A 19,566-nucleotide genomic window follows, 5' to 3' on the forward strand; every position below is an offset into this window, starting at 1 on the left:
GCTGCGGGGTTCCGGTCACTCCTCCCGGCGGTGTCCGGCGCGGCCGCTCCAGAGCGGTTCCAGCCGGGCCCAGCCGCTGGTCCATTCGGCCTCGGCCCGGCGGTCGAGGGTGTGCAGGCGCAGCCGCAGCAGGAGGACCAGGAGGGCGGACAGGGTGAGCAGGGCGCCGGCGCCGGTGCAGCCGGCCGAGACGGCGAGGGCGGCGCGCTCGACCGGGGGAGCGGCGGCGTTGCCGTCGGGGTCGACCCAGATCGGGACGACGGTTCCGGCGACGGCCGAGCGCGGGGCCTCGACGACGCCGGTGTGCGGGGTGCCTCCCGGATAGCTCCAGGAGGCCGGGGCGTCGGTCCGGTTGCCGTAGCCGCCGGTGAACCGGCTGTTGACGGCGCCGTGGTCGGTGCCGCCGGTGACCACGGCCTCGACCCGGTGCAGCCGGGCCCGGTCCTCGTCGGCCCGGGGTGCGGTGGTGCGGAAGAGCAGCAGCGCGCCGCCGACGGAGAGGGCGATCGTCAGCAGGCCCCCGACCACGGCGAACAGCCAGGCGCGGGCGCGGGACCGGTCGAGGGGGCGGGCCAACGGTTCGTGCCGGGCACCGAAGGCCCGCCGCAGCTGACGGCCGGTTCGCCGCGGCAGCGACGCGGGCCGGGCCGGGCGGGGTGTGCTGGACACGCTGAGGTCTCCTCAAGGACGCGGGCGCGTACGGAGTTTCGTTACCCAATCTCCACCCGACCGACCTCCTTGCACAAGAGTGGTGCGCGCTCCTGGTGCCGACGGCCCTGGTCACCCGGGACGTTCGGCCCTCGGCGGCGGGCCCCGGTGGCGGCAGACTGGGGCCCGGCCGCGCCCTCCGTGCCTGGGCGCGGCTCCGACCCGGTCGGCCGTGGGGGTTCCGGGTCGTGGTGCGGAGCAGGGGGCGGTCGTGGGGCCGCCTCCTGCCTGCCGCCGGTGCCTTCTCCGGCCTCGCCACCGGTGCGAGTTGACGTTCCACCAGGTCAGGGCCGTGTTCTTTCCGGCTGTGCCGTCGGCTGGGGATCGTCTCCTCGACCCTGCCGCCGTCGCGGCGGATCGCCGGGCCGGGGGTGGCGCGCAACGGCCGGGCATCGCCTGGAGGGCGGCGTGCAACGGCTCGGCACCGACAGGGGGTCGGTGTGCATCGGCTCGGCACCGTCAGGGGGTCGGCGCCCGTCGGTCGAGCAGTGGGCCGGTGCCGGTTCTTCCGCCGCCCGCGGAACCATCCGTCGCGCGGATCAGCGGGCGACGGGGTAGCTGCGCGTCCCCTCCCGCGGTGCCCCGTCCAGCCCGGGCAGCCAGCTGGCGAGCACCAGCCCGGACGGGTAGAACATCGGCTCGGGCAGCGCGTCCACCGGGAAGCGCTCCCAACCGGCGCAGGTGTGCGGCTCGGTGACCAGCGCCTCGGCCAGGCTCGGCGGCGCCAGCACGGCGGCGGTCAGCCGGGGCCGGCCGAGCTCGTGGTCCAGGTGCAGGGCCAGCACCCGCATCCGCTCGGCCGGCAGCACGATGCCGGTCTCCTCGGCGAGTTCGCGGGCCGCGGTCCGCTCGAAGGACTCGCCCGGGTCGACCTTGCCGCCGGGCAGGCTCCAGGTCGGCGGCTCACCGGCGGTGATCCGCCGGCCGATCAGCACCCGGCCGTCCCCGGTGGGCACGATGATCCCTGCGCCGAGCAGCGGCGCGGTCGGTGCGGTGCTCAACTCGGGTTCTCCTTCGGGTGGTTGCCGACCGGGCGCCTACCAGTTGCCGCGCTCGTAGTCCTTGAGGAAGCAGCCGTACAGGTCCTCGCCGGCCTCGCCGCGCACGATCGGGTCGTACACCCGGGCCGCGCCGTCGACCAGGTCGAGCGGGGCGTGGAAGCCCTCGTCGGCGAGCCGCATCTTGTCCGGGTGCGGCCGCTCGTCGGTGATCCAGCCGGTGTCGACGGCGGTCATCAGGATGCCGTCGGACTCGAACATCTCCTGCGCGCTGGTGCGGGTGAGCATGTTGAGCGCAGCCTTGGCCATGTTGGTGTGGGGGTGGCCGGCGCCCTTGTAGCCGCGCTGGAACACGCCCTCCATCGCGGAGACGTTGACCACGTACTTGCGGCGGGAGGCGGACGCGGCCATCGCCGGGCGGAGCCGGCTGATCAGGATGAACGGCGCGGTGGAGTTGCAGAGTTGGACCTCCAGCAGCTCGACCGGGCCGACCTCGCTGACGGTCTGCACCCAGCTGTTGACGGGCGCCAGGTCGGGCACCAGGCCGCCGGCGTCGATCGCGGTGCCGGCCTCGATCCGGGCCGGGGTCGCGGAGCCGGTGACCAGCGCGAGCGAGGTGACGTCCTCGGCGGCCAGCCGCTGCTCGCCGCCGTCCGCCTGCTGGGGGAGGGCGGGCAGGTCGACGCTGCCGCTGTTGAAGCGGCCGATGGTGGTCGCCTGGGGCAGTGCGCCGGCCGGCAGCGGGGCGGACTCGGCGTTGACCAGCTCGCGGTAGGACTCCGCGGGGCGGCGCACGGTCTGCGCGGCGTTGTTGATCAGGATGTCCAGCGGGCCGTCGGCGGCGACCTCGTCGGCCAGGGCCATCACCTGGGCCGGGTCGCGCAGGTCGATCCCGATGATCTTGAGGCGGTGGATCCAGTCGGCGCTGTCCGGCATCGCCGTGAAGCGGCGGATCGCGTCGTTGGGGAAGCGCGTGGTGATGGTGGTGTGGGCGCCGTCGCGCAGCAGCATCAGCGCGATGTACATCCCGATCTTGGCCCGGCCGCCGGTCAGCAGCGCGCGCTTGCCGGTGAGGTCGGCCCGGGCGTCCCGGCGGGACCGGTTCAGGACGGCGCACTTCTGGCACAGGTTGTGGTAGAACGCGTCGACCTCGATGTACCGGGTCTTGCAGGTGTAGCAGGAGCGCGGCCGCTCCAGGATCCCGGCGATCTCGGTGGTGGTGACGGTGGTCAGGCCGAAGGCGCCGGCCGTCTCGTCGTCGATCCGGGTCGGCGCGCCGGTGGCCGTGCGGGCGGTGACCTCACGGTCGTTGGCCGTCTTGCGGGCCCGGGTCTCCTGGCGGCGGCGCTGCTTGAGGGTGCGGAATATGCCGCCGACGGCCTGGCGGACGGTGATCGCGTCCGGGTGGTCGACGTGCAACCGGTCGAGCTCGGCGAGTACCTCCAGGCAGAGCTTCAGCCGCTCGGGGTCGAGGCCCGGACCGTAGTCGATCTCCTCCTCGCCCTGGTCCTGCCCGATGTCCGTCTGCTGGATGCTCACGCCTGCTGCCGCTTTCCCACTCGCCTCGCCGTTACCGCGTGAATGCTACGGGAGCGGCCCCGGCCGGGGCGAAAGCCGGAGGTCGGCACCGGCCCTCCCGGGGCCCTGCACTGGCCCTCCCGGGGCCCGGCACCTGCCCTCCCGGGGCTCGACGCCGGCCTTTGGAGGATCGTCCATGTCTACGCGCGGAGCACTGATCATGGTTTGTGCACACCCCCAGCAAAGCCCCCCGAACTGGCGTTTGTCCCGGTGTTCCCGGAGAATCGAACGCTGGGTGCCGGGCGCCCGAGTGCGCTCCGGCGGCATCGCCGCAACCGCACCCGAGGTGTAATTTCTCCCAGCCAGAGAGCCCATTCATGCGTTTCCTGAACGACCTCAAGCCCTCGTACGACCTGACGTACGACGACGTCTTCATGGTCCCCAGCCGTTCCGCCGTGGGCTCCCGGCAGGCCGTCGACCTGTCCTCGAACGACGGCACCGGCACCACCATCCCGCTGGTCGTGGCCAACATGACCGCCATCGCCGGCCGCCGGATGGCCGAGACCGTGGCCCGCCGCGGCGGCCTGGTCGCCATCCCGCAGGACATCCCGACCGAGGTCATCGCCGAGGTCGTCTCCTGGGTCAAGCAGCGCCACCTGGTGGTCGACACCCCGATCACCCTGGCCCCCGGCGCCACCGTCGCCGAGGCGCTCTCGCTGCTGCCCAAGCGCGCCCACGGCGCCCTCGTGGTGGTCGAGGACGGCAAGCCGGTCGGCGTCGTCACCGAGTCCGACTGCCAGGGCGTGGACCGCTTCACCAGCCTCGCCGACATCATGTCCCGCGAGCTGCTGCTGCTGGACGAGGGCATCGCTCCGCGCGAGGCCTTCGACAAGCTCACCGAGGCCCACCGCAAGCTCGCCCCGGTCGTCGACGGCGAGGGCAGGCTGGTCGGCCTGCTCACCCGCAAGGGCGCGCTGCGCGCGACCCTCTACACCCCGGCCGTGGATGCGAACGGCAAGCTGCGGATCGCCGCCACCGTCGGCATCAACGGCGACGTCGCGGGCAAGGCCGAGGCGCTGATCGACGCGGGCGCCGACGTGCTCGTCGTCGACACCGCGCACGGCCACCAGGAGAGCATGATCAGCGCGCTGCGCGCGGTGCGCGGCCTGGACCCGCAGATCCCGATCGTGGCCGGCAACGTGGTCTCCGCCGCCGGTGTCCGCGACCTGGTCGAGGCCGGTGCGGACATCCTCAAGGTCGGCGTCGGCCCCGGTGCCATGTGCACCACCCGGATGATGACCGGTGTCGGCCGCCCGCAGTTCTCCGCCGTCCTGGAGTGCGCCGCCGAGGCCCGCCGGCTCGGCAAGCACGTCTGGGCCGACGGTGGCGTGCGCCACCCGCGCGACGTCGCCATGGCGCTCGCCGCCGGTGCCTCCAACGTGATGATCGGCTCCTGGTTCGCCGGCACCTACGAGTCCCCGGGCGACCTGCAGACCGCCGCCGACGGCCGTCAGTACAAGGAGAGCTTCGGCATGGCCTCGGCCCGCGCCGTGAGCAACCGCACCGCCCAGGACTCGTCCTACGACCGGGCCCGCAAGGCGCTGTTCGAGGAGGGCATCTCGCACTCCCGGATGTTCCTCGACCCGGCCCGCCCGGGCGTCGAGGACCTGATCGACTCGATCGTGGCCGGCGTGCGCAGCTCCTGCACCTACGCGGGCGCCAACACCCTGGAGGAGTTCCACGAGAAGGCGATCGTGGGCATCCAGAGCGCGGCCGGCTACGCCGAGGGCAAGCCGCTGCACTCCAGCTGGGCCTGATCGGTCCGGCGGGCCCGGCCGTTCGCCGGGTCCCGGCGCGCGCTGGGGCCTGATCCGTCCGCCTGATCCGTCCGCCTGATCCGTCCGCCGGGGCCGACCGCGGTTCGCGACCCCGGCGGAGGGCGCGCCCGTCGTCACGGCGTCCGGTCGGCCGCCCGGTTCCTCGCTTCGGGGAGCCGGGCGGCCGCGGTCGTTCCGGAGGCGTCGACGGGTCCGGTGCGGTGGCCGCCGGGCTCGCCGCCACCGCTGCCGGCGGCGGGCCCGGTGCCGCCGTCGGCGCCGTCGTACGGCAGCAGCGGGAGCAGCAGGGCGTGGCCGAGCAGCCCGACCGAACCGTCCAGGGCCGCGCCGAAGGCCCGGGCGGCGGCCGGGAGGCCGCGCAGCTCCCAGAGCGCCTGGACGGCTTGCCAGGCGCCCTCGCGGGCGGCCTCGACCGACCAGCTGCCGAGCAGGTGGGTGAGCGGCTCGGCGCACTCCGGCAGCTCGGGACCGGGCAGCAGCTGCTCCCGGACGACCGACTCCACCCCGGCCAGCACCCCGTTGATCCGGTGGTAGTCCTCTTCGACCTCGGCCGGCCCGCAGCCCCGTCGGCGACACAGCTCCACCACCGCCAGCGGCAGGTCGTGCTGGATGTGGGCGTTCATCCCGGCCAGCGCGAACTGGAGCGGGTGCACGCCGGGGTGGGCACGCAGCGCGAACAGCGGCCGCCAGCAGGTGGGCGGCTGCTGCCCGGCCGCGTCGGCGGCCACCGCCAGCAGGTACCGTCCGGCGAACAGCGCGTCCAGCTCGGCCACCGCCGGCGGGTCGACGAAGCACCCGGCGGTGAGCCGGTCGCGGACCGCCTCGGTCACGGTGAGGTAGAGCCGGTTGAAGACCGCCACCCCGTCGGCCAGCGGCAGGGCCGTGGCGATCTCCCGCAGCCGGTCGACCACGTCGTCGACCGTGGCCGGTGTGCGCGACTCGGTCGTGGGCGTCACGGTCGCGCGGGCCGTCGTCGCACGGGCCGTCGCCCAAGGGGCCGTCACCGCGTGAGCCGTAGCCGTGCGAGCCGTGGCCGTCTGGGCCGTGGCTGTCTGAGTCGCAACCGTGCGGGTCGTCGCTGGACCGGGCATGCGCCACCCTCCGAGGCCGATCGTGCACTGATCGCATCATCGTGGCAGCGCTCCGCCGTGCCGGACGGATGCGGCGCGCCCCCGTCCGCCCGGTGTCACACGATCAGGCCGACCCCACCGCGCCCGGGCGTGGACTTGGCTGTTGCTTTGCTTCGACTTTACCTATGCCCCACCTCCTGTCATGATCCCGGTCGTGATCAACCGTCGTACCCTGATCGCCGCGCTCGCCGCGGCCCCGGCCCTCGGCACCCTCGGCGTCGCCGTGGGCAGCACCCCCGCGAGCGCCGCCGACCTCTACCCCTCCAACACGGCGCTCTACGCCAACCCGACCCTGGTCGAGGGCGTCGACTACGGCCGCCGCTACCGCCGCCACCTGGTCGACGACCAGAGCCCGCAGGACCGTACGGCCCTCATCCGGACCACCGTCATCGCCCCGCACGGCGGCGGCATCGAGGGCGGCACCTCCGAACTGTGCCTCGCCGTCGCCGGATACCACCCCGCCGACCTCGCCCCGACCCCGGCCGCGGGCCCGGTGTGCGACTTCTGGATGTTCGAGGGCCTGCGTTCCTCGAACAACAGCGCACTGCACGTCACCTCGACCCACTGCGACGACACCGTGGCCCGGGCGATGTGCGCGGGCAGCCTCAACGTGCTGTCGCTGCACGGCTGCACCACCGCCCAGGCCGGCGTGGAGGCGGGCGCCCGGGCCGTGCTGGTGGGCGGCCTGAACCCCACCTTCCGCCAGTACCTGATGGAGGAGTTCGCAGCGGCGGGCATCCGGGCCGTGACGGCCTCCGGGGAGGAGGAGATCGCCGGAGTCTCCCCGGAGAACATCTGCAACCGCAGCATGCTCGGCATGGGCGCCCAGCTGGAGATGACCACCGAGCTGCGGGCCGCGATGTTCGCCCCGGGCAAGAACACCCGGACCGACCGGGCGGCCAACACGCTGCCGCTGTTCTGGAGCTTCACGGCTGCCGTCCGGACCGCGATCCAGCGCCTGGAGGCGACCCAGCCCGTTCTGTGACGGATGGGCGGGCGGGGGCCGGCGGTAGGACGGACGGGCGTCAGTCCAGCCGGTACGCCAGCACGTAGGTGTGGGCGCCGGACCCGTCGACGGCCAGCCGGAACTCGCCGGTGATCCCGGCCAGTTCGCCCGCCCCCGTGCCCGGCACCACGCGTATCGTCACCCCGGTGGTGTCCCAGGCGGCGTGCTGGAGCACGAACGAGCCCGTCCGCCCGTCCAGTTCGCCCGTCACGTGCTCCACGGCGACGTAGGAGGCCGGCCCGCCCGCCGCGTCGCCGACGGACAGCATCCGCACCTCGCTGCGGCCGCTCAGCCCGCCGGTGAAGGTCTTGGCGATCCGGACCCGCCCGAAGGCGGCGCCCTCGTGCTCCTCCGTCTCCACCGGCTCGAACGCCGTCACCTCGAAAGACCCGCTCGCCTCGGCCGCCACGGCCCACTCCCCTCGTCGGTCTTCACCCACGGTCGACCGCTCGTCGACCGTGGGTGAAGCCTTGCACGGGGCACTGACAATCGCGCCCGCACCTCTGCCCGCACGAACCTCAGTGGTCCCAGCGCAGCGCCAGCAGGGCCGCGTCGTCGGCCAGCCCGGGGCCCCCGACCCACCCCCGGACATCCGCCAGCACCGCGTCCAGCAGGTCCGCCGGGCTGTTGCCATGCAGTCCGGGCAGCCGCTCCGCCAGCGGGTAGAAGCAACCCCGGGCGTTCCGCGCCTCGGACACCCCGTCGGTGTGCAGCAGGAGCAGATCGCCCGGGCCCGGGTCGAAGCGGCTCGCCGCGTAGTCCTCCCCGGTGAGCTCGCGCAGGCCCAGCGGCGGTGCCGGGACGGGCGGCGCCAGCTCGGCGACCCGGCCCCCGCGGCGCAGCAGCGGGGGCGGATGGCCGCAGTTCACCACCCGCACCGGCGCCCGGCCCGCCGGCACGTCCAGCAGCAGGGCGGTGGCGAACCGTCCGTCGCCGGGGCGGGCCGTGAGCGCCGCGTCCAGCCGCTCGGCGAGCCGCCCGGGGTCGGGCTCGGTCAGGGCCGCCTCCCGGAACACCCCCAGCACGTCCGCCGCCGTCTCCACCGCCGGCAGCCCGTGCCCCTGCACGTCGCCGAGCAGGATCCGCACCCCGAACCGGGTCTCCATCACGGCGTACAGATCGCCGCCGATCCGCGCCTCGGCGGCCGCCGCGACGTACCGCACGGCCACCCGCAGCGGCCCGATCCGCTCGGCGGGCGGCCGGAGCAGGGCCCGCTGGGCCGCCTCGGCCACCGTCCGGACCTGGTAGAGCTCCCGCTCCCGGGCCGCCACCAGCACCACGCTGGCCGCGCTGGCCAGGGTCGCGGCCAGCACGGTGACCGAGACGGTGATCCGCACCGAGACCGGCAACTGGGTGTTCTCCGACTCCAGCGCGCCGACCGCCAGCAGCGCCGCCGCGCCGACCAGCAGCGGCACCCGGGCCTTGCGGGTGGTGGCGCCGGCGAGCACCGGGGCGACCGCGAGCAGCGGGGACATGGTCGCGCCGGGGCCGATGGCCAGGGCCGCCGCGACGGCGGCGACCAGCAGCAGGAGGGCGCCGTACAGCAGCAGCCGGGTTCGCCGTGGCAGGTGCAGCGGCGGGAGCCCGTCCGGCCCGTCGGCGGTCACGCGTTCTCCTCCTGGGTGGGGAAAAGTGGTCCGGGGCCCGAGGGCCTTCGAACCACTTTCCCCGTCCCGCCCCGGGTCAGCACCTCGGCACCCCGGCGCACCGGGGTCGCGGCACCGGTGGGCCCCTGCGCCGGGTGCCCCGGTATCCCGGCGCGCCCCGACGGTCCGAGGTGCACCGACAGTCCGAGGTGACCCGGCGGTCCGCCGGGCCCCGGCGTTCACGGTGTACCGGTGTTCACCGGGTAACGGTGTTCACGGTGTGCCGGCGCTCGCGGTGTACCGGCGTTCGAAGCGCCCTGGTACTTCGGGGCGGAGGCCGGTGGGGTGCGCACTAGGCTGGGCCGGGAGATGAGACGCAAGAGCCGCCGCCCGACCTCCCCCCTCCCGCAGCGCCACGGCGTGGACCCGGTCCACCTGCGGCTGCCGCCGGAGGGCGACTGGCCGACCGTCCGGGAACACCTGCTCGAACGGCTGCCCGCCGTGGCGGCGGCGCAGGTCCAAGCGGCGCTGCGCGACGGCGGGATCGTCGGCGAGCAGGGCCCGATCGGTTTCGACGAACCGTTCCGTCCCGGTGCGCACCTCTGGTTCTACCGGGACCACCCGCCGGAGGTGCACGTCCCCTTCGACCTGGTGGTGCTGCACCGCGACGACCACCTGGTGGTGGTCGACAAACCGCACTTCCTGGCCACCACCCCGCGCGGCCGGCACGTCGTCGAGACGGCGCTCTCCAGACTGCGGCACACCCTCGACCTGCCCGCGCTCAGCCCCGCCCACCGGCTCGACCGGCTCACCGCGGGCCTGGCCATGTTCGTGGTCCGGCCGGAGGACCGCGGTGCCTACCAGACGCTGTTCCGGGACCGCCTGGTCCGCAAGGAGTACCGGGCGATCGCCCGGTACGAGTCGGAGGTTGACCTGCCGCGCACGGTGCGCAGCCACATCGTCAAGGAGCGCGGGGTGATCGCCGCCCGCGAGATCGACGCGCCGCCGAACAGCGAGAGCCGGATCGACCTGCTGGAGCACCGCGACGGCCTCGGTCACTACCGGCTGCGCCCGCTCAGCGGGCGCACCCACCAGCTCCGGCTGCACATGAGCAGCCTCGGGCTGCCGATCCTCGGCGACCCGGTCTATCCGGTGGTGCTGCCCGAACCGGCCCCGGACGACTTCCGTCGCCCGCTGCAACTGCTGGCCTCGACCGTCGAGTTCACCGATCCGCTGACCGGCCGGGAGTGCCGTTTCGAGAGCCGTCGCACACTCGCCGCCTGGACCGACCGGTCCGGCTGGGAGGCCGGCGGCTGACAGCCGTCCGGCCGCCGTTCACCGTGGACGTATGGCCGTATGGCCGCACGGACGCGTCGGCCGTGGGGGCGGTCCCGGGTCCGGCCTGCGCTCTAGGACGAACGGAGGACCCGGTCCCGGTTCCGCCGCCCGATCCGCGGTCCGCCCGGCGGCGCGATGGTGGGGTCATGAACACAGCACCGCACCTCACCCCCGCCCCCGTCGCCCTGGTCACCGGCGCCTCCCGCGGCCTCGGGCTGGCCCTCGCGCACGCCCTCGCCGCCGACGGCTGGCAGCTGGTGATCACCGCCCGCGGCGCGGCCGAACTGGCCCGGGCCGAAGCCGAGTTGGCGGTCGTCACCAGGGTCGTCGCGCTGGCGGGATCGATCGTCGACGACGACCACCGCGCCCACCTGGCCGAGGCCGCCGAGGCCCTCGGCGGCGCGAGCCTGCTGGTCAACAACGCCGGAACGCTCAACGGATCCGCTGTTCCGGGCGCCGAACCGCTGCCCCGGCTTGCCGACTTCCCGCTGCCGGACCTGCTGGAGGTCTTCGAGGTCAACGCGCTCGCCCCGATCGCGCTCACCCAACTCGTCCTGCCCCAACTGCGCGCCCACTCCGGGGCCGTCCTCAATATCAGTTCGGACGCCGCCGTGGTGCCCTACCCCGGGTGGGGCGGGTACGGCGCCGGCAAGGCCGCGCTCGACCTGGCGACCGCCGTGCTCGCCCGGGAGGAGCGGGAGTTGAGCGTCTGGGCGGTCGACCCGGGCAGCATGCGCACCCGGATGCTGGCGGAGGCGAGCCCCGGTGAGGACATCTCCGGTGAACCCCTGCCCGAGCGGATCGCGCCCGTCCTGCTCGGCCTGTGGCGCGACCGCACCCCCTCCGGCCGCTACCGTGCCGAGGACCTGGCGGCCGACCTCCCGGCCGTAGCGGGCCGAGCCGTGGTGGGCGGATCCCCGGTGGGCGGAGCCGCGGCGGGCCCGGTCGCGGCGCCGGACACCGCCCGGGGTGCACGATGACGACCCTGGCCGGGCTCGGCCTCGACGTCACCGTGCCGTCCGAACTCTCCGCCCGCGCACCGGCGGAGGCCCGCGGTACCGCCCGGGACGGGGTGCGGATGCTGGTCGGCCGGCGGGCGACGGGTGCGGTGGAGCACCGCCGCTTCACCGACCTGCCCGAGGTGCTGCGCCCGGGGGACCTCCTGGTGGTCAACAACTCGGCCACCCTCCCGGCGGCCGTGCCGGGCCGCCTGCCCGACGGGACCCCGGTCGCACTGCACCTCTCCTCCGCCCAGCCCGACCATCGGGGCGCCCACCTGGTCGAGTTGCGCCGGTCGGTGCCGGGCGCGGCGGCCGCCTACTACCCGCCGGCCGAGTCCCCGGCCCGTCCGGGCCTGCGGGTCACGCTCCCGGCCGGTGGCGCGGCCGAGCTGGTGCAGCCGTTCACGGCCCGCCTCTGGTACGCCGAACTCGTGCTGCCCGCACCCCTGGTGCGGTACCTGGAACTGCACGGCCGGGCGATCCGGTACGGGTACGTGGACCGCGACTGGCCGATCGAGGCCTACCAGACGGTCTTCGCGACCGTCCCCGGCAGCAGTGAAATGCCCAGCGCGGCCCGGCCGTTCACCGCCACGACGGTGGCCCGGCTGGCCGGCCGCGGGGTGCTGGTCGCGCCCGTCACCCTGCACACCGGGGTGGCCTCGCCGGAGGCGCACGAGGCCCCGTACGCCGAGCGCTTCCACGTCCCGGCGGCCACCGCCCGGTTGGTCGGCCACGTCCGGGCCGACGGCGGCCGGGTGATCGCCGTCGGCACCACCGTCGTGCGCGCCCTGGAGTCGGCGGTCGCACCGGACGGCACGGCCCAGGAGGCGGACGGCTGGACGGAGTTGGTGATCACCCCGGAGCGCGGGGTGCGCGTCGTGGACGGCCTGCTCACGGGCTGGCACGAGCCGCTGGCCTCCCACCTGCTGATGCTGGCCGCGGTGGCGGGTCGCCCGCTGCTGGCCGCCTGCTACCGGGAGGCCGTCCGACAGCGCTACCTGTGGCACGAGTTCGGGGACGTCAACCTGCTGCTGCCCGGTTAGCCGGGGCCGGTTCCCGGCGGGCCCGGGCGGCGGGTGGCTGGGGAGGCGGGTGGCTTGGGCAGCGGGTGGCTTGGGGGTCCGGACGGTGCCGGGCCTCGCCCGGCGGTTCAGGCCAGCAGGGTCTGCGCCACGTGGTGGGTGTCCAGGTACTCGCGGACGGCGGTGATCAGGCCGTTCTCCACGGTGAACACGCCCAGGCAGTGGTTCTCGTACGCCGCGCCGTTGGCGGCCGTCCCGACGGCGGTCCACTCGGCCACGGCCTGCGGGCCGTCGGCGAGGACGGCGGTGAGGGTGAGGACCGGCAGGCCGTCGGCGGCGAAGAGGGTGCCGACCCGGCCGAGGAAGTCACCGAAGATCTCCTGCTTGCCGCGCCAGGTGCGGGAGAGCGCGAGGCCGCCCGGGTAGGTCCAGGTGGCGTCCTCGGCGAACAGGGCGACGGCGGCGTCGAGTTCGCCCGCGGCGAGCCGGGTGACGTACTCGGTGACGACGGTGCGGGCATCGGTGTCGGCGGCAGTGCCGGTGGTGGTGTCGGTCTGCGGCATGGCGGGCTCCTGGTCGCGGTGGTCCGTCCGGTCCGTTCGGCCCGTCCGGTCCGGCCGGGGTCCCTCCGGCCGTGGCACCAGCAAAGCCCCGCGGCCGCAGCCGTGGCCAACAACCCCGGGAGAACACCGACAACCACCGGTTGTTCAGGCAGCCGGGGCCTCCGGCGGCAGCTCCAGCTCGAACCAGACCACCTTGCCGTCCGCGGTCCGGCGACTGCCCCAGCGGTGCGCCAGTTCGTTGACCAGGTGGATGCCGCGCCCGCCCTCGTCCTCGCTGTGGGCGCGCCGGATCCGGGGCGCCTCGTCGTCCCGGTCGGCGACCTCCACGGTGAGCACCCCCCGGTCGCAGAACAGCCGCAGCTGGGTGGGGGATCCGGCGTGCACCAGGGCGTTGGTGAGCAGTTCGCTGGTGAGCAGCTCGGCGGCGTCGGTGAGTGCGGCCAGGCCCCACCCGGCGAGGGTCTCGCGCGCGAACCGGCGCGAATGGGCGACCATCGCCCGGTCGCCGCTGAGCGGCAGGACGGCGATCCGGTCGGCGCCCTCCGGGCGGACCTGCGCCATGATGACGGCGATGTCGTCCTCGGCGGTCGGCCCGGTGAGCCGGGTCAGCACGGCGTCGCAGGTCTGCTCCAGCGAGTGGCGCCGGTCGGCGACCGTCCGGCAGAGCAACTCCATTCCCTCGTCCAGGTCGTGGCCCCGGCGCTCGACCAGCCCGTCGGTGTAGAGGGCCAGGATGGCCTGCTCGGGGAGGGTGAACCCGACGCCCTCGAAGGGGACTCCGCCCACGCCCAGCGGCGCGCCGGGCGGCAGCTCGACCAGCCGGGCGTTCCCCTCGGTGTCGGCGACCACGGGCGGCAGGTGGCCGGCGCAGGCGGCGCTGCAGCTGCGGTCCGCCGGGTCGTAGACCACGCAGACGCAGGTCGCGAACTGGCCCTCGCCGAGTGCCGCGGTGGCCTCGTCCAGCCGGTGCAGGACCCGGGTCGGGTCCAGCTCCAGGGTGATCAACGTCCTCGCCACCGTGCGGAGTTGCCCCATCGTCGCGGCGGCTCGGATGCCGTGGCCCATCACGTCGCCGACGATCAGCGCGACTCGCCCGGACGACAGCGGCACCACGTCGAACCAGTCGCCGCCGACCTCGCTGACCACGCTGCTGGGCAGGTAGCGGTAGGCCAGTTCGAGGCCGAGGGTGCGATGGATCTCCTGCGGCAGCAGGCTGCGCTGGAGGGTCAGTGCGGTGTCGCGCTCCCGCCGGTAGAGCCGGCCGTTGTCGATCGCCAGCGCGGTGCGGGCGGCCAGCTCCTCGGCCAGCGACCGGTCCGCCGGCCCGAACGGCACCGGATTGCGGGTGCGGACGAACTCGGCGCCGCCCAGCACCAGTCCACGCGCCACCAGCGGCACCATCAGGTACGAGTGCACCCCGGCGGCCAGTCCCGGCTGCACCCGGTCGGGGGAGGCGACGATCCTCCGCAGCTCCTCCTCGGTCACCTCGGAGACCAGGATCGAGCGGCGGGTGCGCAGGCTCTGCGCGTACACCTCCGCGGACTGCGAGGTCTCGCCCAGCTGGTCGGAGGACGCCGTCAGGCCGCTGTCCGGTCCCGAATCGCCGACCGCCACCGCGCGCATCAGCACCGGCCCGGTCCGCGGCACCGGGCCCGGCTCCTCGCCGCCGAGCACGGCGTCGCGCAGGTCCACCGTGACGAAGTCGGCGAAGCGCGGAAGCACCACGTCCACCAACTCCCGTGCGGTGCGGTGCAGATCGAGGGTCGTGCCGATCCGGTTGCTGGCCTCGTTCAGCAGGCCCAGGCGCTGCTGGGCGGCCCAGGCCTCGTCCAGCGCGCGCTGCCGGGCCGCCGCCGCGTCGCGTTCGCGGGTGAACAGCAGCGCGTTGTCGATCGACACCGCCGCCCGCACCGCCAACTCCCCGGCCAGGGCGAGGTCCTCGTCCTCGTACGGGCGCTCGACCACCGTCCGGTAGAAGCCCGCGACGCCGACCGGATTGCCGCGCGCGATCAGCGGCACGACCATGAACGACAGCACGTTCTGCTCGCGCACGGCCGCGGTGCGCACCGGGTCGTCGGCGAACCAGGCCATGCCCTCCTCGTCCATCCGCGGCACCAGCACCGGCCTGCGGTGCGCCAGGCTCCACGCGTACGGCGATCCGGGCAGGAAGCGGTGCACCCCGCCCAGCCGGGCGATCGGCTCCAGGGTCGAGCCCTGCACCGAGTGGAACGCCATCCGGCGCAGCAGCGCCGAGCCGTCCGCGGGCGCACGGGCCTCGCGCTCGCCCCGGACCAACTCGTCCAGCACCTCCACCACCACCGTGTCGGCCAGTCTGGGCGTCGCCACCTCGGCCAACTCGTGGGCGGTGCGGTCCAGATCGAGGGTGGTGCCGATCCGGGCGGACGCCGCGTTGACCAGCGCGAGCCGCTCCTGGGCGGCCTTCGCCTCGCGCAGCGCCTGCTGCCGGGCCAGCACCGTCTGGTGCTGGCGCAGGTACAGCCGGGCGTTGTCGATCGCGACGGCCGCCCGCGACGACAACTCGTCACCGAGCGTGATGTCGGCCTCCGCGAAGGACTCCCGGTCACCGCGCCGCGAGTACACCACCATGCCGAGCGTGGTGCCGCGCGCCACCAGCGGGGTGATCCGCACCGAGCGCGGCCGGTCGCCCAGGAACGCCCGGCGGCGGGTCTCGTTGATGGCCGTGCTCAGCGGCGACAGCTCCCAGGACGGCACCACCACCGTCTGCCCGCCGGCCAGCGCCCGCGCGTACGGGGAGTCCGCGGGGAGCTCGTACACGCTGTCCACCGGCAGCGCGTCGGCCGGGTACAGCGGGTCGGCGGTGGCCATCGCCAGCCGGCGCACCAGCAGCGGGGCGCCCGGGGCGGGCGGCTCGACGGTACGGCCCGCGATCAACGCCTCCAGCGCGAACACCCCGCTGACGTCGGCGACCCGGGGCACCATCGCGTCCGCCAGCTCCCGGGCGGTCTGCCGCAGGTCGAGCGTGGTGCCGATCGAGGCCGTCGCGTCGACCAGCAGCGCCAGCCGCTCCTGTGCCCGGGCCGCTCGGGCATCGGACCGGTAACGCTCGGTGACGTCGACGATGGTCGCGCTCACCCCCAGCACCCGGCCGGCCGGATCCGCCAGCCGGAAGTACGAGGCGGACCAGGCCCGGTCCCGCTGCGGATCGCCGGGCGTGCGGCCGTGCGCCCGGAAGTCCACCACGGGCCGGCCGCTCGCCAGTACCTGCCGCATCACCGCCTCGGACTCGACGGCGTTGATCCCCGGCAGCACCTCGGAGATCCGCCGCCCCACGTGCTGCTGCGCGGCCACGCCGTTGGTCAGCGCCAGCGCGTCGTTCAGCCGGACGAACCGCAGCTCGGTGTCGAACACGGCCATCCCGACCGGGGACTGGGTGAAGAAACCGTCCAGCACGGCCAGGTCCGCCTGGATCCGGCGCAGCGTCGTCACCTCGGACGCCACCGCCAGCACCAACGGCACCCCGCCGGGCCCGCGCACCGGATGGGTGCGGAACTCCAGGTTCACCAGGTGCCCGTCCCGGTGCCGGACCGGGAACACCCCGGACCACTCCCGGCCCGCCAGGACCTCCGCGAACAGTTCCAGGACCTCGGGCCGTCTTTCGTCCGAGGTCAGCAGCCGCGCTGCCTTCGCCCCCACCGCCTCGTCCGCACGGTAACCGAGCAACGCCTCCGCGTCGCCGCTCCAGTGCAGGATCCGCCCGTCGGCCTCGATCAGCGCCGTGGCGATCGGCACCATCAGCAGGGCGTCCTGCCGAGGCTCCCGCCGGCGCTGCGCGTCGTCGTCCACCATGGCCAGAGAACCGCCCGGAGCTCGTTCCCCCCAGCCCTGCCATCCTCGCACGCGGCCCCCACGCCCCGCCCCTCGTGGCCGCCACCGACGTCCCCCCGCCGCCGTGCACGAGAAGTCGGCCGGTCCGACTTCCTGCGCGGGCGCGGACGCTGATCGTTCGGCCGGGGCCAGCTCGAGGGCCGGGCGGCGACGGGGGCGACTTCCTGTGCGGGTTCGGTGGTGGGGCCGGTAGGAGTGGGATGGCGTGGAGTAGCCGTGACGTTCACGGCGCGGCGGGATCTGCTGCGGTGCGCAGGAAGTCGGCGGGGTCGACTTCCTGCGCGGGTTCGATGGTGGCGCCCAGTGGTCGTGACGTTGACGGTGTGGTGGGACCTGTTGCCGCACGCGGGAAGTCGGTGGGGTCGACTTCTCGTGCGTGAGTGGGTCGTGGTGGCTTGGTGGGTGGTGCGTCGTTCGGTGGTGTGGTGCCGGGTGACCGGGCGGTGTCCGTGGCAGGGGTGGGTGTTGCGGGTCGGGCGGGGTCGGCGGGATCTGCCGGGATGCGCAGGAAGTCGGTGGGGTCGACTTCCTGTGCGCGCAGGCCTCCGGGGTGGGGTCTGTGCAGCGGGGGCGGGCCGTGTGGTGCCGGGTAGTCGTGATGTTCACGGTGCGGCGGGATGTGTTGCCGCACGCAGGAAGTCGGCGGGGGCGACTTCCTGTGCGCAGCTGCCCGGTGTCGGCGAGGAGGTGGCCGGGCCGGTCAGGGGGTGGGGGCCGCGGGGGCGGTGCGGGATTCGGCGGTGCGGGCTGCGAGGGCGAGGGCGGCGCCCAGGAGGCAGAGGGCGGCGGCGACCAGGACGGCGCGGTCGGTGCCGGTGGCCAGGGCGGCGGCCGCGGGGCCGGCGGGGCCGACGGTGTGGGCGGAGCCCGCGACGGCGACCGTCACGGCGACGCCCAGCGCGGAACCGATGTAGCGCGAGGTGTTGTTGGCGCCCGAGCCCATGGCCGCCCGGTGGGCCGGGACGCTGCTGACGGCGAGCCGGGCGAGGGCCGCGTTCAGGACTCCGCTGCCGATCCCGGCGACCGCGAGTCCGGGGGCCAGTCGGAGCCAGGACGAGCCGGGGGTGAGCCCGTACAATCCGGCCTCGCCGAGGCCGCAGATCAGCAGGCCGAGGGAGACCTGGGCGGTGGCGGACAGGTGGGCGGCCAGCCGTCGGGCCTGGAGGGCGGCGACCACCGACAGGCCGGACCAGAGCGCGAGCACGCCGCCCGCGGCGAGGCCGGAGAGGCCGAGCACACCCTGCAGCAGGGTGGGCAGGTAGCTCATGAAGCCGACCAGCGAGAGCCCGGTGAACAGGGCGCCGCCGGTCGCGGCGACGAAGCCGGGGTCGCGGAACAGGGCCAGGTCGAGCATCGGCTCACGGACCTTCGCCTCGACCGCGACGAAGCCCGCGAGCAGCACCACCCCGGCTGCCAGCAGTGCCACCACCACGGGCCGTCCCCAGCCGCCGCGCCCCTCGGCGAGTCCGGCGATGAGCAGGGACGTCCCGGCGGCGAGGGTGAGCACGCCGTACGGGTCGAGCGCGCGGGGCCGCTCGGCCCGGGACTCGGTGAGGCCGACGACGGCGCATCCGGCCACGGCGGCCGAGACCACGGCGAGCCCGCCGCCCACCGCGCGCCAGCCGACCCACTGCTGGACGAGGGCACCGTAGACCGGCCCGACCGCGATGCCGAGGCCGACGGAAGCGCCCCAGATCCCGAGCGCCCGGATCCGTTCGGGGCCGGCCGGGTGGGCGTGGCTGATCAGGCCGAGCGCGGGGGCCAGGACGGCGGCCGAGGCGACGCCGAGGAGGACGCGGGCGGCCAGGTAGACGGTGCCGCCGGGGGCCAGCGCGGCCAGGGCCTCGGCCGTGGCGAACAGCAGGACACCGAGGGTGAAGACCCGCTTGCGGCCGTGGTCGTCGGCGGCGCTGCCGGCGGTGAGCAGGAGTGCCGCCGACGACCAGCGTGCCGGTGAGGATCCAGGTGCGGCCCGTGGCGCCCAGGTGGGCGGCCTGGGCGGTGGCGGCGAGGGAGGCGGTGGGGGCGGTGTAGGCGACGGTGACCAGGGCGGTCGCGGCCGCCGTGACGGCCAGGGGGGCGCCGGGGCGGACCGTCCTGGCGGGTGCGACGGACGGGGAGACCGGGACGGGTGGGGCGGAGCCGGATGGTGCGGGGGACATGGCGTTCCCTCCGGAGGGCGGACCCTTAGGTCTGGTGAATGAACCTTCGTCTCGGACAGCACGCTACCACCCAAGGGCTGTTCATTGAACCCACTCGTCGAGTGGACTACCCTGGCCCGCATGGCCCTGGGAACCGACTACGAACTGCAGGAATGCGCCCTGGCCCGCGCCCTGGAGGTGGTCGGCGAGCGCTGGAGCCTGCTGATCGTCCGCGACGCGTTCTACGGAGTGCAGCGCTTCAACGACTTCCTCGCCCACCTCGGCATCCCGCGCGCCGTGCTCACCGCCCGCCTCAACGCCCTGGTCGCGGCCGGGGTGCTGCGCAAGGAGCCGTACCAGCAGGCGCCACTGCGCCACGGCTACCTGCTCACCGACGCCGGTCTCGAACTCTGGGGCCCGCTGTACCAGTTGAGCCGCTGGGGCGGCCGGCACGCGACCCCGGACGGCCCGCACCACCTGTTCGCGCACGTGGCCTGCGGCACCGACCTGGACTTCGTCGGCGCCTGCCACACCTGCGGTGGCGGTCCCGTCCCGCCGGCCGAGGTCGTGATGCGGCCCAACCCCGCTCGCGCCGACGGCCATCGCGACGACCCGGTCTCCCGTGCCCTGGTCCGCCCGCACCCGCTACTGGAACCGATCGCCTCGGCGGCCGCGTAGCGGGACCGACCGCACCGCCCGGCGGGCCGACGAGGCCGCCGGCAACGCGCCGACGACCTCGCAGGTGGAGCGGGTGCAGCAGGTGGAGCAGGTGCACGGGTGCAGCGGGTACGGCGGGTACGGCGGACCGAACGGGGGCCACGGCTACAACCGGGCGCACCCGCAGCGGCGT

General features: G+C 74.9%; 15 protein-coding genes. 6 read left to right on the forward strand and 9 right to left on the reverse strand.

The genetic code is table 11. The annotated features are described in order from the left end of the window. Positions 1 to 15: 15 nt before the first annotated feature. The 3 genes from AB0O91_RS14290 to AB0O91_RS14300 all read right to left on the reverse strand — a co-directional run bounded on the left by AB0O91_RS14290 (position 16) and on the right by AB0O91_RS14300 (position 3,245). The gene (locus AB0O91_RS14290; protein ID WP_363431844.1) at positions 16 to 669 is read right to left on the reverse strand and encodes a hypothetical protein; all 654 of its coding nucleotides are present in this window, start codon (positions 667 to 669) and stop codon (positions 16 to 18) included. 578 nt (positions 670 to 1,247) lie between these two features. Further along, positions 1,248 to 1,709 (reverse strand): NUDIX domain-containing protein, encoded by a 462-nt coding sequence (locus AB0O91_RS14295; protein ID WP_363431847.1) that lies wholly within the window; start codon positions 1,707 to 1,709, stop codon positions 1,248 to 1,250. A 36-nt stretch (positions 1,710 to 1,745) separates the two neighbouring features. Further along, positions 1,746 to 3,245 (reverse strand): SDR family NAD(P)-dependent oxidoreductase, encoded by a 1,500-nt coding sequence (locus AB0O91_RS14300; RefSeq protein WP_363431850.1) that lies wholly within the window; start codon positions 3,243 to 3,245, stop codon positions 1,746 to 1,748. Positions 3,246 to 3,601: 356 nt separating this feature from the next. On the opposite strand from AB0O91_RS14300, the gene AB0O91_RS14305 reads away from it, so the two are divergent. Next, positions 3,602 to 5,041 (forward strand): GuaB1 family IMP dehydrogenase-related protein, encoded by a 1,440-nt coding sequence (locus AB0O91_RS14305; RefSeq protein ID WP_363431853.1) that lies wholly within the window; start codon positions 3,602 to 3,604, stop codon positions 5,039 to 5,041. Positions 5,042 to 5,175: 134 nt separating this feature from the next. Here the strand turns inward: AB0O91_RS14305 and AB0O91_RS14310 are convergent, their stop codons facing one another. Further along, positions 5,176 to 6,018 (reverse strand): DUF5995 family protein, encoded by an 843-nt coding sequence (locus AB0O91_RS14310; RefSeq protein WP_363431856.1) that lies wholly within the window; start codon positions 6,016 to 6,018, stop codon positions 5,176 to 5,178. A 328-nt stretch (positions 6,019 to 6,346) separates the two neighbouring features. Here AB0O91_RS14310 and AB0O91_RS14315 point away from each other — a divergent pair, with 328 nt between their 5' ends. Beyond that, positions 6,347 to 7,177, forward strand: coding sequence for a poly-gamma-glutamate hydrolase family protein (locus AB0O91_RS14315; RefSeq protein WP_363431858.1), 831 nt, complete (start codon positions 6,347 to 6,349; stop codon positions 7,175 to 7,177). Between the two features lie 40 nt (positions 7,178 to 7,217). Here the strand turns inward: AB0O91_RS14315 and AB0O91_RS14320 are convergent, their stop codons facing one another. Together AB0O91_RS14320 and AB0O91_RS14325 are read right to left on the reverse strand one after the other, a co-directional pair. Then, positions 7,218 to 7,607, reverse strand: a complete 390-nt coding sequence (locus tag AB0O91_RS14320) for a DUF3224 domain-containing protein (RefSeq protein ID WP_363431860.1) — start codon at positions 7,605 to 7,607, stop codon at positions 7,218 to 7,220. 109 nt (positions 7,608 to 7,716) lie between these two features. Beyond that, a complete protein-coding gene (locus AB0O91_RS14325; RefSeq protein ID WP_363431863.1) occupies positions 7,717 to 8,805 on the reverse strand; it encodes a PP2C family protein-serine/threonine phosphatase in 1,089 nt (362 codons plus the stop codon). A gap of 348 nt (positions 8,806 to 9,153) precedes the next feature. Between AB0O91_RS14325 and AB0O91_RS14330 the strand changes: the two genes are divergently transcribed. From AB0O91_RS14330 to AB0O91_RS14340, 3 genes are all read left to right on the forward strand, one after another. Further along, the gene (locus tag AB0O91_RS14330) at positions 9,154 to 10,101 is read left to right on the forward strand and encodes a pseudouridine synthase (RefSeq protein ID WP_363431865.1); all 948 of its coding nucleotides are present in this window, start codon (positions 9,154 to 9,156) and stop codon (positions 10,099 to 10,101) included. 167 nt (positions 10,102 to 10,268) lie between these two features. After that, on the forward strand, positions 10,269 to 11,102 hold the full coding sequence (locus tag AB0O91_RS14335; RefSeq protein ID WP_363431867.1) for an SDR family NAD(P)-dependent oxidoreductase: 834 nt from the start codon (positions 10,269 to 10,271) through the stop codon (positions 11,100 to 11,102). Continuing rightward, positions 11,099 to 12,166: an S-adenosylmethionine:tRNA ribosyltransferase-isomerase gene (locus AB0O91_RS14340; RefSeq protein WP_363431870.1), complete on the forward strand. Its 1,068-nt coding sequence runs from the start codon at positions 11,099 to 11,101 to the stop codon at positions 12,164 to 12,166. The genes AB0O91_RS14335 and AB0O91_RS14340 overlap by 4 nt, the downstream gene beginning before the upstream one ends. Positions 12,167 to 12,273: 107 nt before the next feature. On the opposite strand, the gene AB0O91_RS14345 is transcribed toward AB0O91_RS14340, so the two are convergent. The 3 genes from AB0O91_RS14345 to AB0O91_RS14355 form a co-directional block, all read right to left on the reverse strand. Continuing rightward, on the reverse strand, positions 12,274 to 12,708 hold the full coding sequence (locus AB0O91_RS14345) for a nuclear transport factor 2 family protein (protein WP_363431873.1): 435 nt from the start codon (positions 12,706 to 12,708) through the stop codon (positions 12,274 to 12,276). A gap of 144 nt (positions 12,709 to 12,852) precedes the next feature. After that, positions 12,853 to 16,536 (reverse strand): SpoIIE family protein phosphatase, encoded by a 3,684-nt coding sequence (locus tag AB0O91_RS14350; protein WP_363431876.1) that lies wholly within the window; start codon positions 16,534 to 16,536, stop codon positions 12,853 to 12,855. Between the two features lie 739 nt (positions 16,537 to 17,275). Beyond that, on the reverse strand, positions 17,276 to 18,799 hold the full coding sequence (locus tag AB0O91_RS14355; RefSeq protein ID WP_363431878.1) for an MFS transporter: 1,524 nt from the start codon (positions 18,797 to 18,799) through the stop codon (positions 17,276 to 17,278). Between the two features lie 58 nt (positions 18,800 to 18,857). Here AB0O91_RS14355 and AB0O91_RS14360 point away from each other — a divergent pair, with 58 nt between their 5' ends. After that, the gene (locus AB0O91_RS14360; protein WP_363431881.1) at positions 18,858 to 19,394 is read left to right on the forward strand and encodes a helix-turn-helix domain-containing protein; all 537 of its coding nucleotides are present in this window, start codon (positions 18,858 to 18,860) and stop codon (positions 19,392 to 19,394) included. The last annotated feature ends 172 nt before the right edge of the window (positions 19,395 to 19,566 follow it).

The sequence above is a fragment of the Kitasatospora sp. NPDC089797 genome (genome assembly GCF_040684795.1).
Classification (GTDB): domain Bacteria; phylum Actinomycetota; class Actinomycetes; order Streptomycetales; family Streptomycetaceae; genus Kitasatospora.